This is a genomic window from Chelativorans sp. J32 (genome assembly GCF_000518985.1).
Lineage (GTDB): Bacteria > Pseudomonadota > Alphaproteobacteria > Rhizobiales > Rhizobiaceae > Chelativorans.
The window spans coordinates 1-13381 of record NZ_JAEQ01000033.1; the positions used below are offsets into that span (position 1 = coordinate 1).

The 13381-nt window shown below is 60.3% G+C and carries 10 protein-coding genes and 4 pseudogenes; 7 read left to right on the forward strand and 7 right to left on the reverse strand.

The window, feature by feature from the left end:
- Positions 1-390 precede the first annotated feature (390 nt).
- Positions 391-882 (forward strand): annotated as a pseudogene (locus CHEJ32_RS25860) (IS3 family transposase); the annotation flags it as partial.
- Between the two features lie 90 nt (positions 883-972).
- On the opposite strand, the gene CHEJ32_RS0122845 reads toward CHEJ32_RS25860, so the two are convergent.
- Entirely contained in the window at positions 973-2331 is a 1359-nt protein-coding gene (locus tag CHEJ32_RS0122845) for an ATP-binding protein (RefSeq protein WP_028035843.1), read from the reverse strand.
- Positions 2328-2993: a response regulator transcription factor gene (locus CHEJ32_RS0122850; protein WP_028035844.1), complete on the reverse strand. Its 666-nt coding sequence runs from the start codon at positions 2991-2993 to the stop codon at positions 2328-2330. The genes CHEJ32_RS0122845 and CHEJ32_RS0122850 overlap by 4 nt, the downstream gene beginning before the upstream one ends.
- 133 nt (positions 2994-3126) lie before the next feature.
- Here CHEJ32_RS0122850 and dsbD point away from each other — a divergent pair, with 133 nt between their 5' ends.
- From dsbD to CHEJ32_RS0122870, 4 genes are read left to right on the forward strand one after another with little or no spacing between them, the layout of a single operon-like run.
- Positions 3127-4911 (forward strand): protein-disulfide reductase DsbD, encoded by a 1785-nt coding sequence (gene dsbD / locus CHEJ32_RS0122855; RefSeq protein ID WP_034659009.1) that lies wholly within the window; start codon positions 3127-3129, stop codon positions 4909-4911.
- Position 4912: 1 nt separating this feature from the next.
- Positions 4913-5716: a TlpA disulfide reductase family protein gene (locus CHEJ32_RS0122860; RefSeq protein ID WP_028035846.1), complete on the forward strand. Its 804-nt coding sequence runs from the start codon at positions 4913-4915 to the stop codon at positions 5714-5716.
- A 10-nt stretch (positions 5717-5726) separates the two neighbouring features.
- Positions 5727-6440, forward strand: coding sequence for a L,D-transpeptidase (locus tag CHEJ32_RS0122865; RefSeq protein WP_051469873.1), 714 nt, complete (start codon positions 5727-5729; stop codon positions 6438-6440).
- 1 nt (position 6441) lies between these two features.
- Positions 6442-7065, forward strand: a complete 624-nt coding sequence (locus CHEJ32_RS0122870; RefSeq protein ID WP_028035848.1) for a DsbA family protein — start codon at positions 6442-6444, stop codon at positions 7063-7065.
- Positions 7066-7323: 258 nt separating this feature from the next.
- On the opposite strand, the gene CHEJ32_RS0122880 is transcribed toward CHEJ32_RS0122870, so the two are convergent.
- The 3 genes from CHEJ32_RS0122880 to CHEJ32_RS0122890 are packed head-to-tail and all read right to left on the reverse strand — an operon-like array spanning position 7324 to position 11782.
- Positions 7324-10557 carry an efflux RND transporter permease subunit gene (locus CHEJ32_RS0122880; protein ID WP_028035849.1) on the reverse strand — a complete coding sequence of 1078 codons (3234 nt, stop codon included), beginning with the start codon at positions 10555-10557 and terminating at the stop codon, positions 7324-7326.
- Positions 10554-11567 (reverse strand): efflux RND transporter periplasmic adaptor subunit, encoded by a 1014-nt coding sequence (locus tag CHEJ32_RS0122885; RefSeq protein ID WP_028035850.1) that lies wholly within the window; start codon positions 11565-11567, stop codon positions 10554-10556. Before CHEJ32_RS0122885 ends, CHEJ32_RS0122880 begins: the two co-directional genes overlap by 4 nt.
- Positions 11568-11578: 11 nt before the next feature.
- Entirely contained in the window at positions 11579-11782 is a 204-nt protein-coding gene (locus tag CHEJ32_RS0122890) for a DUF2892 domain-containing protein (protein WP_028035851.1), read from the reverse strand.
- Between the two features lie 138 nt (positions 11783-11920).
- Between CHEJ32_RS0122890 and CHEJ32_RS25865 the strand changes: the two genes are divergently transcribed.
- Positions 11921-12220, forward strand: coding sequence for a helix-turn-helix transcriptional regulator (locus CHEJ32_RS25865; RefSeq protein ID WP_245261268.1), 300 nt, complete (start codon positions 11921-11923; stop codon positions 12218-12220).
- Positions 12221-12344: 124 nt separating this feature from the next.
- Positions 12345-12428: pseudogene (locus CHEJ32_RS27280) on the forward strand (DUF2793 domain-containing protein); the annotation flags it as partial.
- Between the two features lie 71 nt (positions 12429-12499).
- On the opposite strand, the pseudogene CHEJ32_RS25870 reads toward CHEJ32_RS27280, so the two are convergent.
- Both CHEJ32_RS25870 and CHEJ32_RS27575 read right to left on the reverse strand, forming a co-directional pair.
- A pseudogene (locus tag CHEJ32_RS25870) lies at positions 12500-12991 on the reverse strand (IS3 family transposase); the annotation flags it as partial.
- A gap of 67 nt (positions 12992-13058) precedes the next feature.
- A pseudogene (locus CHEJ32_RS27575) lies at positions 13059-13381 on the reverse strand (group II intron reverse transcriptase/maturase); the annotation flags it as partial.

Here is a 13381-nt window from a genome sequence, read left to right on the forward strand (position 1 = left end):
CGCGTTGCTTCCGGCGCATCGACACTGTCGTGTTCTGGAAACTGGCGCACTGGCTGGCGCGAAAATATCGGTCACGCATCAAACCCTTGATGCGGAGCTGGTATCGAGCGCCAGAGGCGGGCAAGGCAAAAACTTGGCTTGTCTATGGACGAAGTGAACGTGGAAACCGCGTCGGCAAGGCGCTGCGCCGAATGGTAACCAGCCCAAAGGCGCAGTTCCGGTGGCGGAATCCGGAGAGCAATCCATATATCTTCCGGAGCGAACCTCGCAGCACCGTCACCTCAAATTATCATGACGTTGCCATGGCCATGGGCCAAGATTGAATAGAGAGCCGTATGCGCTGAAAGGTGCACGTACGGTTCGGGGAGGAGAAGCGCAGCAGCGCTTCTTACTCCACTGTCGACCTGGAGAGGCTTTGTCTACGTGGCCTTCGTCATCGATGCCTATGCCCGCCGGATCGTCGGCTGGCGGGTGAGCAGAACGGCGCATGCGAGCTTCGTTCTCGATGCGCTCGAACAGGCGCTGCATGATCGCCGCCCGATCCATGGAGGCGGTCTGGTGCATCATTCGGACAGAGGCGTCCAATATGTGTCGATCAAGTATACCGAGCGCCTGGCCGAAGCGGGCATCGAGCCCTCCGTCGGCAGCGTCGGCGACTCTTACGACAACGCTCTCGCCGAGACGATCAACGGCCTGTACAAGACCGAAGTGATCCATCGACGCGGGCCATGGCGCTCGTTCGAGGCCGTCGAGTTCGCGACGCTGGAATGGGTCGACTGGTTCAACAATCGCCGGCTGCTGGAGCCCATCGGCAACATCCCGCCGGCCGAAGCCGAGGAACGCTACTACGCTATGCTCGAAGAGCCGGCCATGGCAGCGTGACTCAAACCAAAATGCCTCCGGCAATCCCGGCGCGGTTCATAGTCCGGTCATCTGGTTTGCAGCTCGCGCTTTGGGATTGTGTCTGCCTGGTCACGCAGCTCGATTAGGGATTTCAAGCGTAGCAGCAAGGCCAGTAGGTTTCCGATTATGAAGCGTGAGCCTGCCGCCGATGCGGGCCATGGCGACCTTCGCAATCGCCAAACCGAGGCCACTTCCGGTTGCTGATTTGTGGCGGCCACGGACGAATTTAGCGGTTACTAATTCCAGTTCCGGCTCGGGAATACCTGGGCCATCGTCTTCGATGACGACCCGGACCTCCTTCCCCAGGTCGAGCACCTGGCACGTCACCACGTCATTCGCGTGGTCCAGTGCGTTCTCGAGCAGATTGCGGAGCGCGAGAACGAAAAAGTGCGGTTCGACTTTGGCCCGCACGTCCTGTTCCGAGCTCTCGAGTTTTATCGGAATACCTCGCGCGGATGCCAAGGGAAGCAAATCCGCGACCACGGAGCTCACAAGATGGTTCATACTTTCATACGAATGGCATGGTCGCGCATCGCTCGCCTCGAGTGCTGCCATATCCAGCAGCTGTTTGACCAACCGGCTCGTCCGGTCAACACCGGCCGCAATCTGCCGGAGTGCATTGGCGTGAACAGCCCCATCCGTGCTCGACAGCGCGACTTGAGCCTGGGTCTTGAGGCCCGCAAGCGGCGTTTTCAATTCGTGCGCTGCAAAGGCCGTAAAACTCCGTTCCCGTTCACGAGCCGCCTCCACCCGTCCGAAAAGGTCGTTGATTGCCTCAATAGCCGGAGCGATTTCCTTGGGAATTCCGGCACTCGGTAAAGGCGTGAGCTCGTTCGCCGATCGTTGCGAGAGCGCGCGCGCCATATCGCTCAGTGGCATGAGCCCGCGGCTGACACTCAGCCAAATCATCCCGACGAGAAAAGGTATGGCCAGGGCCGCCGAATGTACCATCCCCTTCACGACATCGCCGACGAGCCGCTCGCGCATCCGCAGATTATCGCCCACCATGACACGAACGCCGAGCTCAGCATTTTCAATTGTGAAAACACGCCAAGTCTCGCCATCAACGATGTCTTCCGAAAAGCCCTGCATCGCATTCGTCAGCGGCAGCTCGGGGGCACTTTCGGATCGAGCAACGAGCGTCCCATCGAGCGACCAAATCTGGCAGGAGAGTTGCCGCTCATAAGCCTTCGCTGCGGCAAGATTTGCTAGGGTGGTCAACGTGGCGACATTCCCCTGAGAAGCTATCTCGATCCGGTGATCTGCCAGCAGCGAGTTCACCATGCGCGCTGCTTCGGTCAGACGTGCATCGAGCACTCGCTCCACCTCGGCCTGCGTGCTCGTGTAGATCCAAGCGATGGCCGCAAGCCACACGAACAACGTGGTACCGATGAGAATTCCGAGGAGCCGGCTACGAATGGAATTCACGCGCCTCCCTCCGCAAGTCTATAACCCAGCCCACGGACCGTCTTGATGAAATCCTGTCCCAGCTTGGCCCGCAGATGATGGATATGAACCTCGACCGCGTTGCTTTCGACCTCCTCCTGCCAACCGTATAGCGCCTCCTCCAGGGCCGCCTTCGAGACAGTGGCCGCGGGGCGTTCCATGAGGGCGCGAAGCGCGGCGAATTCGCGCCGCGTGAGCTTCAGGGGTACACCGTCTCTCGTTGCCGTCAGAGACGCTGGATCGAGCACCACACCCCGCCATTCGAGATGCGCAGTGGCACGCCCGGCGCCGCGGCGAGCAATGGCGCGCAGTCGTGCAGCCAGCTCGTCGAGATCGAATGGTTTGCCGACGTAGTCGTCTGCGCCGGCGTCGAGACCCGCAATGCGTTCCGGCACCTGGTCGCGTGCCGTGAGGAGAAGCACTGGCGTGCCGTCTTTGGCATCGCGGAGTTCTTTCAGGAGATCGAACCCCGAACCGTCGGGAAGCATGACGTCGAGCACGATGCCATCATATCGCTGCGCGCGAACAGCGGCGCGGCCGTCCTCGCAGTTAGCGACGGCATCTACCGTAAACCCCTTGAGCCCAAGCCCGACGGCTAACCCGTCGAGCAACAGGGGATCGTCTTCTACAACCAATATCCGCATGGTGTGTCATTCCGTACGCACCTCGCGGGTGGCATTCGGGGCTTAAGGCTGCCTTAAGCTCCCAGCGACACCTCCACCTCCAGGCACCGCGCGTCCGCGTAGAACGCCTAACGTGCAATCGGAGGTGGAGAGGATGAGATTAGTCATTCTCAGCCTGGTGTTTCTTGGCATCTTTGCCGCACCTGTCACAGCAGATCCGCTGTCCGCCGATGAGGCCTTCCAGCTTCAAGTCTCGAAGATCGCTGACGGAGGCGTGCGCTTCGATTGGGCGATCGCCGATGGCTATTACCTTTATCGCGCGCGCATCAGTGCAAGAAGCGCCGATGGATCGGAGCGCAAAGTCGAAACACCACAGGGGATCGCCAAAGAGGATCCCATCTTTGGAGTAACGGAGGTCTATTACGAGCGGGCCACTGCCACGGTTCCTGGCGCCTCCAATCAACCGATCGAGATCACATATCAGGGCTGCCAGGAGAACGGCATATGCTACGTGCCGCAGACGAAGCGCATCGATCCCCTGACGCTCGCGGTCTCGAGCCACACTGATACCTCCGCCAACGTTCCAAGCCCTGATGCCGCCGCCTCCGCTGGGGCACCGGAGGAACCCGCGACGGGATTCAGCCTCGCTCAAGAAGAGGGGCTCGTTCGATCGCTGCTCCGTAAGGGAGGTCCGCTGCTGGTCGTCCTCAGCTTCTTGGGCTTCGGGATGCTCATTGCATTCACCCCCTGCGTCTTCCCGATTTATCCCATTCTTGCCGGCACGCTGGCACGCGAAGGAGACCGGCTGACCGCCCGCCGGGGCTTCTTTTTGTCCGCAATCTACGTCCTTTCCTTTGCTTCAGCCTTCTCACTGCTCGGAGCATTCGCAGGCTGGTCCGGCCAGAACCTGCAGATGGTCTTGCAGTCACCATTTACGACAGGCGCCGTTTCCATCGTTTTCGTTCTGCTGGCGCTGGCAATGTTCGGGCTTTTTGAGCTGCAGCTACCTGCCGGCTGGGTCAATTGGATTGCCGCAAGAACCGGGAGACTTGAAATATCGAAGAAGTCGGTGGCCGTTCTGGGGTTCTCCTCGGCATTCATCGTCGGCCCCTGCGTGACCGCTCCACTCGCCGGTGCGCTTCTCCATATCGCACAGTCAGGAGATATGCTCCTCGGAGCCGCGGCCCTTTTTGCCCTGGGAATAGGGAAGGGCATTCCGCTTATAGTGGTCGGAACGATGGGCGCGAGCATTTTGCCGCGAGCTGGCGCCTGGATGGAATACGTAAAGGCTATTTTCGGCATCGGCTTTCTCGCCACCGCAATCTGGATATCGGCGCCGCTCTTGCCTGCAGGCTTAGATCTCGTTCTCTGGGCCGCACTTTTGATCGGTACAGGAACATGGGCCTTCAGCGCTGCTAGGGGCAACAGTGGACTCCCCATACTGGCTCGAACTGCTGGGCTCATGGCGGTCATCTACGGAACTATTCTGATCATCGGAGCCGCGATAGGATCGACAGATCCGTGGCAGCCCCTCGCCACACTCGCAAACTCTTCTCGATCGAGCAAAAATACCGAACTGCAGTTTGCGAGCATCGCATCAGCCTCCGAGCTGCAAAACGAGCTCCGCTCCGCGAGCGGCCAAAAGCCAACCTTGGTTTATTTCACAGCGGATTGGTGCATCACCTGTCGTACCATTGAGCGATCCATTCTCACTCAGGACGGGGTCAAACAAAGTCTCGAAGGTCTCCACCTTGTAAAGGCAGACCTTTCTACTCTGCGTAAAGAGAGCACCGAGCTAATGCAGCAGCTCCGCGTCGCCGGTCCACCGACGATGATATTTTTCGATCGCCACGCCCGGGAAGTCGCAGGAACCCGCCTCGTTGGTGAGGTGACGGCCGAACTCCTGTCCAAGTCGGCGGCGATGGTCCGGAGTTTCTGAAATGGCCGCTGTTTCGTTCGGACCGCTCGTCCTGGCAGCAGATCGGTTTGCCGTCGTCGCGGGCATTCTCGGCTTTCTGCTCACGTCTGGCTTCCTTGCCCGCCGCGTTGACGAAAGGCTTGAGAATTGGTCCTGGTTCAGCCTCATCAGCGCCGTCGTCACGGCCCGCGCTGGGCACGTCGCAACTCATTGGCCCCAATTCGCAGATGGTCCGTTCCGCGCACTTGCGTTATGGCAGGGCGGTTTCAATTGGATCGCCGGCGCGCTTACGATTGCGGTCAGCCTCTCATTTGGACTGAAATCGACCCGGCAGCGTCTCTGGGCGCTTGCGCCGATAGCTGTAGGCTTGATCGCCTGGATCATCACGGCGCAGCTTGTCGGGTCCACTCGCGAAATTACCCTTCCCGAAAGAGATTTTACCACGCTGGAAGGCACACAGTACGCACTCAGACCAACGGGCGACAAGCGCGTCGTAATAAATCTATGGGCCTCCTGGTGTCCCCCGTGCCGGCGAGAGATGCCGACGTTGGCAAGGGTTTCTGCAGCATCTGATGAGGTTGTGTTTCTGTTCGTCAATCAGTCCGAACCTCCTGAGACCATCGAACGATATCTGGCGGAAGCCGGGCTTGAGCTTGCTAACGTGCTCCTTGATCCGCTCGGCGACCTCGCTCGCCACTACGGCGCACCCGGCCTTCCGGCAACACTTTTCGTCGACGCAGGCGGAAAGTTGATCCAAGCCCACCTAGGCGAAATATCCCTCGAAACCCTGCAATCCAATCTGAAGAAACTGAGTGTCGAAAGGTAAGGAGGCAAGCTTGTACACACTCGCTGACACGTGCGACGCGTTGAACAAACTCCTGCGCATCATCCTACTTGCCTCTGCGCCGGTCGCCACGTCTGCATGCACCGCAACGACTCAATCCGTAATCGGCGTCGCGGAGGCAAGCCAAGCGAGTCAGAGCGGCGCGCATTCCAACCCATACGGTGAGATCAACGACAATGGGACGATCATACCCGCCGTCGATACTTCAAAAATAGATCCCCGATATCTGCGCCAAATCGTCGATTATCAAACGGATGAGCCCGTTGGGACCATTATCGTCGATCCCCAGAACCGGTTCCTTTATTTGGTAATGGAAGGCGGCAAAGCCATGCGCTACGGAGTTGGCGTCGCCAAAGCCGGACTAGAGTTCGAGGGACAGGCAGACATATTGCGAAAGGCGGCATGGCCCGGCTGGGTCCCGACACCCGATATGATCAAGCGCGAGCCGGAACGCTATGGTCCTTATGCGAAGGGACTCGACGGAGGTCTCCATAATCCACTCGGCGCTCGCGCGCTTTATTTGTACAAAGACGGCAAGGACACGCTCTATCGCATTCATGGGACAAACGAACCCTGGTCCATCGGCAAACCAGTGTCGTCCGGCTGCATTCGCCTCCTGAACCACGACATCATCGATCTCTACAACCGCGTTCCCAAAGGGGCGCGTGTGGTCGTGCTCGGGGCAAACCAGAAGGGAGAAAGCTGAAATGCTCAACCGCAGACAATTCTTTGCGACGTTAATTTTTGCGAAAACTGGCGCATCAGCATCGATTCTCAGGGCAACGCCGTTGCGCGCCCAAGGCTATCCGACCGAGAAGGATGTCTATTTCGATCCTGACATCCCTGCCCTGGGCAATCCGAAGGGTGATGTCACCATTGCTGAGTTCTTCGACTATCAATGTCCGTATTGTAAGAGAAATCACCCGGAGCTGATGAAAGTCATCGAGAGTGACGGCAGAATCAGGCTCGTCATGAAAGATTTTCCAATATTCGGAGACCCATCGATCTACGCTGCCAACCTCGTTCTCGCATCCGCCGCCGCCGGCAAATACGCCGCGGCGCTCGAAGCGCTCATGAACACGCCCGCGAGGTTAAGCCGGCAAGATGTCGATGCGACTCTGAAAAAGGTTGGACTTGATCCGACTGAGTTGCATGCGGCCTATAAGAAGAACAGTCGCCAGATCGATGCAATCATCGTTCGCAATATAGCCCAGGCGAATGCCTTCAATCTTCAAGGAACTCCAGCTTTTGTCATCGGCCGGAAAATATATCCTGGCTACATGAACGAGAAAGCGCTCAAGGAAGCGGTTGCAGAAGCTAGAAATGCTTGAGCCTCTCCTCGGTTCACTCGGCCCCGTAAGGCGCCGAGTGTTCTCGCAATGCGCAGATATCTCGCGGAATTCCACTTCTGCTACAACAACAGGTCGGCGCTGGGAATTGCAGACAAGGAGCGCACCACCAAGGCGGTTATCACGGCAAGCGCCTGACCTATCGGCGTCTTACCAAACCGCTCGATACGAAGAACAGGAGGCTCTTTTGATCGTTTTCGGGAATGCAGCTGAGCTGGCGCCTCCGCAGATCTTTGCGCGTCACTGATCGGCATTCGGAACGTCCGCTGTTGCAGGCTTCTCCCCGCCTCGTAAGACCACGTAGATCGCGGGGATGACAAGGACCGTCAGCGCCGTCGATGAAGCGAGGCCGAAGAGTAGCGAGATGGCGAGTCCCTGGAATATCGGGTCGGCAAGGATCACCGCAGCGCCAATCATGGCGGCCAGGGCAGTGAGCAGGATCGGTTTGAAGCGGATTGCGCCCGCTTCGAGCAGTACGTCGATTAGCGGGCGGCCCGGTTTGCGCGCATGCCGGATGAAGTCGACGAGCAAGATCGAGTTGCGCACGATGATGCCGGCAAGTGCAATGAAGCCTATCATCGAGGTCGCCGTGAACGGCGCCGCGAACAGCCAGTGACCTAGCATGATACCGATTAGCGTGAGCGGGATCGGCGTCAGGATCACCAGCGGGAGCTTGAACGAGCGGAACTGGGCGACGACCAGAATGTAGATGCCGAGGATCGCAACGATGAAGGCGCCGCCCATGTCGCGAAACGTCACCCAAGTGACCTCCCATTCACCGTCCCAGAGCAGCGTTGGGGTACTTTCGTCATCGGGTTGGCCATGGAGCGCGATTGCCGGCTTTGGCACGTCGCCCCAGTCCGCCTTCTCGATTGCCTCGGCCACGGCCAGCATACCGTAGATCGGCGCCTCGAATGCGCCGGCAAGCTCGCCCGTGACCATCTCCGCAGCCCGGCCGTTGTGGCGGAAGATCGGGAAGGACGCGCGCTCGTTCTGCACGCTCACGACGTCACCGAGTTCGACGACGCCACGCTCACCAGGCAGAGCATTGGCGGGCACAGGCGTTGCCAATGTCCTTTCGTTCACCACCTTTTCGTTCTTTGCAGGCGCAAGACGAATGGGGATGGGATGACGACCGCCGCCCCGGTGGGAGTAGCCGACGACGGGACCGGCGTAGAGCGCGCGCACCGTGTCGTAGACATCCGATTGCTCGACGCGATGGTACTCGAGGTTGTCCTGATTTATAGCGAGCCGCACGCGCTGAGCTTGGACGCCGAAGGAGTCGTCTACATCAACGATGAAAGGGACACTTTCGAAAGCCTCGCGCACCTTGGTAGCGACCGCACGCCGAGTTTCCGGATCGGGTCCATAAATCTCCGCCAACAGCGTCGCGAGCACCGGAGGCCCCGGCGGTGGTTCGACCACTTTCACGGCAGTGCCTCTCGGCAAATCGAGGCCTTTGAGGCGCTCGCGAATATCGAGCGCAATCTCATGGCTTGTGCGGCTGCGGTCGTGCTTCGAGACCAGATTGACCTGCACATCGCCGAGCTCTGGCGACGAGCGGATGTAGTAGTGGCGCACGAGGCCGTTGAAATTGAATGGTGCCGCCGTACCTGCGTAGGTCTGAAACGAGGCGACCTCGGGCACTTCCGACAAACGCTGGACGATGGCTCCGAGCGCGCGGTCCGTCTCTTCGACCGAGGCTCCTTCCGGCAGATCGACGACGATCTGCAACTCGGTCTTGTTATCGAAGGGCAGGAGCTTGACCGTGACGTGCTTCGTGTAGAGCAGCGCCATTGATCCGAATGTTGCAAGGGCGACGATGGCAAGAAAGACCCATGACCGCCACCGCTTCACGAGTAGTGGTCGGGCAACTGCCATGTACGCGCGACCCAAGCCGCTGACATGGCTATCGCGATGCGCGTGAGACGGGCCGCCGTTCCCTGGTCCGCTGAACTTCATCATGAGCCACGGGGTCAGCATCACGGCGACGAAAAACGAAAACAGCATCGCTGCCGAGGCGTTGGTGGGGATGGGCGCCATGTAGGGCCCCATCATTCCGGAGACGAAAAGCATCGGCAGTAGCGCGGCGATGACCGTCAGTGTCGCAACGATCGTCGGGTTGCCGACTTCCGCCACGGCCTCGACGGCTGCTTGGCTGCGCGGGCGTCCGTCCTGCATCGCCCAATGCCGTGCCACGTTCTCGATGACCACGATGGCGTCGTCGACGAGAATGCCGATGGAAAAGATTAGCGCGAACAGGCTCACCCGATTGATGGTGTAGCCCATGATGTGCGAGGCGAAGAGTGTGAGCAGGATCGTGGTCGGAATGACGACGAGCGTCACGAGCGCTTCGCGCCAGCCAATTGCGAACCAGATCAGGAGAACAATTGAGACGGTCGCCAGTCCGAGGTGGAACAGCAGCTCGTTTGCCTTCTCGTTCGCAGTTTCCCCGTAATTGCGCGTAATCGACATCTCCACGTCGGCAGGGAAGATGCTTCCGCGGACCTGCTCGAGCCGTTCAATGATCTTATCTGCTATGACGACCGCGTTGGTGCCGGGACGCTTTGCGATGGCGAGTGAAACCGCCGGCACGCGTTCGAGACCATCTTTGGTCTTTCGGTATTCGCTCACGCGCGTTTCGTTGGGGTCGGTCGCGAGGACGACATCTGCCACGTCGCGCACGTACACGGGCCGCCCATCGCGGGCTGTGAGCAAGAGATTGCCGATCTCGGTCAGGTGCTGGAGCGTCTGCCCTGCGACCAGCGTTCGCTGCTCGTTGGCCTGGCGCACGCGTCCGACTTGGAAGGAGCGATTGGCGCCCTCGATCTTGCCCGCCAGCTGCTGGAGCGTGATGCCGTAAAGGGAAAGCTTTTCCGGATCGGGCTCGATCCGGATCTCCTCTGGCTGCTGGCCGACGATGTAGGTGAGACCGATGTCAGGAAGCTTTGCCACTTCGACCTGCAGCTCGCGCGCAAGACGGGTCAGCCCATTCGCGGTCCAGCGGGAAGCAGCTTCCGTGGTCGAGCTGAGCGTGACGACGACAATGGCCACATCGTCGATGCCGCGCCCGACGATCAGAGGCTCGGGAATGCCGACGGGGATGCGGTCCATGTTGGCGCGGATCTTCTCGTGCACCCGCAGGATCGCGGCATCCGAGCTGGTGCCGACGAGGAAGCGCGCCGTCACCATGACCGAGTCGTCGTGGGTCTGCGAGTAGACGTGCTCCACGCCGTCGATGCTTTTGATGATGGTCTCGAGCGGCTCCGTGACGAGTTTGACGGCGTCCTCCGCCTTGAGGCCGTTGGTCTCGACGCGCACGTCGACCATCGGTACGGATATCTGCGGCTCCTCTTCGCGCGGAAGCGCCACAAGCGCGATGAGGCCGAGCGCGAACGAGGCGAGCAGCAAAAGCGGCGTCAGCGGCGAGCTGATGAAGGCCCGCGTGAGGAGGCCGGCAAGCCCGAGTCTCATGGCAGGATCACTCGGTCACCGTCGCGGAGGCCTGTCATCACCTCGACCAGAGGCTCTTCTTCGCTGTCGGAGAACGTCTCCCCCAAGATGACCGGCACGTCCTGTTCCCCTTGTGCAATCGCAATGCGGATGTAGTCGATGCCTTGGCGTGTGCGCACCGCGGCTGTCGGGACTGCGATCACCTTGCGCTTGCCGACGGGTATCCAGACGAGCGTGCGCTCATTGACAAAGTAGTCGCCAATCCCGCTCACCTCGACGTCGGCGATGACACGTCCGCTCGCAATTTCCGGATAGACTTTGGCGATGCGCCCTTCGCGAGCTGTCTCGACGCTCCCGCTCTTGGTGGGCGACAATCCGCGCTGGCCGATGGTGACGGTCGCGCCCTCGACGATCTCGGCGGCATGGCGTTCCGGCAGAGACAGCCGCAGGTAATAGCGTCCGGTTGCGATGCGTGCGATCTCTTCGCCGGGCAATAGCACCGTGCCCTCCGTTACTGGAACGGTCAGCACGCGGCCAGTGGCCGGGGCTAACACCTCGCCCTCGCGCGCGCGTTGCTCAATGACGGATTTGTCCGCCTCGGCGGCCGCCATTTGGTTCACGATGACATCGAACTGGGTCTTAGCCTGGTCGAATCGGCTCTGGGCGGTTACGCCCCGCTGAAGAAGCTGTTGGGCGCGCTCGAGCTCAATTCGAGCATTCTTGAGTTGCGACTTCAGCGCGTCGATCTTCGCCTGAGCGGCAGCGAGCTCGAGCGCGATCTTGTCATCGACGATGACGGCGACGACTTGACCCTCTTTCACTTCGCTGCCTTCACTGATCCGGATTTCGCGAACTGTCCCACCAATGCGTGCGCGCGCCGGCACGACCGTGCGGCTTTGCACTTGTCCGAATACCGCCTTGGTTTCCGGGATGATAACTGCCCTGGCGCGGACCTCGGCCGCTCCGCTCGCGGTAGGCTGGGCCGCACCGATCAGATAGAGCCCGGCGAGCAACACATTGATGTGTCGCATGGCAGCTTGTTTCAGTTGAATGCGGGACCCGGCTTCAAGCCAAGCCTCTTGAACAGCATGGCGGCGGGACAAAAGCCGGTCAGCGAGGCTTGAATTAAGTTCAAGCCGACGAAGGCCGCGAGTAGGTACCAGTACGGCGAAACATAGAAGCCAAGCGCCAGCGAGATCAGCACCATGAACCCGGCGAACAGCATGACGGCACGATCGATAGACATTTCACCATTCCTCTTCGGCAGGGATATATCTCCTGTTGCCGGCGGACTTTGCTGCGGCGCAAAGATCACCGACCTCGAACCAGCCTCTTGTAGCTAACATTCAAAAGTCATAATTTCAAGATCATGAATGTTTCCGAGATGATACCAGCAGCCAGCCGTGCTGCAGAGCTCATGCGGAGCCTGTCCCACCCGCAACGGCTGCTCGTTCTGTGTGCGCTCGGTCGCGAGGAGAAGTCTGTCGCCGAACTGCGCCAGCAACTTGGGATCGATCAGGTGCCCATGTCCCAGCAGCTAATGCGCCTGCGCGCGGACGGCCTCGTGGAAGCACGCCGGGAGGGGACGACAGTCTACTACCGCATCACGCGCCCGGAAGTGCTTTCGGTCGTGGAGGCGTTGCACGCGGCGTTCTGCAAGCCCGCACAGGGCACGTCACGCTGAGCCACCTCGCGGCGACTGGGAGGAGCCGGAGTAGCGGCTGGTCATGCCCGGGGAGCAAAGTTATCCCCGCATTCCGGAGCTGCATCATGCTCGCCCCGTCAGAATTCGTCAGGAGACCGCGGGCATGTTCGAAACGCCGAACCTGAAGCTTCCCTATATCGCTCCTGCGCGGGCGCAGAAGCATGTGACACATAACGAGGCGATCCGGCGCGCTCGAAGAGGCTGGCCGAACTTGATGAGTGAACTGCCCCGGTATTGTCGGAGGCCGTTTCGTTTGAGTCATGCTGCGAGTGCCGGTTCCTCCAGGCCGGCGTGGTAATTGGCTTCGGCTTCCGCCGGCGGGATGTTACCGATCGGCGCGAGCAGGCGGCGGTTGTTGAACCAGTCGACCCATTCGAGGGTCGCGTACTCGACGGCTTCCAGCGACCGCCACGGCCCGCGCCTATGGATCACCTCGGCTTTGTAGAGCCCGTTGATCGTCTCGGCGAGCGCGTTGTCGTAACTGTCGCCGACGCTGCCGACAGATGGCACGAGACCGGCCTCGGCGAGCCGCTCGGTGTACTTGATCGACAGGTACTGCACGCCGCGGTCGGAGTGGTGGACGAGGCCGCTGCCCGAGAGGGGCCTACGATCGTGCAGGGCCTGCTCCAGTGCGTCGAGCACGAAGCCCGCGTGCGCCGACCGGCTGACGCGCCAGCCGACGATGCGCCGGGCGTAGGCGTCGATCACGAAGGCCACGTAGACGAACCCGGACCAGGTGGCGAGTGGAGTAAGAAGCGCTGCTGCGCTTCTCCTCCCCGAACCGTACGTGCACCTTTCAGCGCATACGGCTCTCTATTCAATCTTGGCCCATGGCCATGGCAACGTCATGATAATTTGAGGTGACGGTGCTGCGAGGTTCGCTCCGGAAGATATATGGATTGCTCTCCGGATTCCGCCACCGGAACTGCGCCTTTGGGCTGGTTACCATTCGGCGCAGCGCCTTGCCGACACGGTTTCCACGTTCACTTCGTCCATAGACAAGCCAAGTTTTTGCCTTGCCCGCCTCTGGCGCTCGATACCAGCTCCGCATCAAGGGTTTGATGCGTGACCGATATTTTCGCGCCAGCCAGTGCGCCAGTTTCCAGAACACGACAGTGTCGATGCGCCGGAAGCAACGCG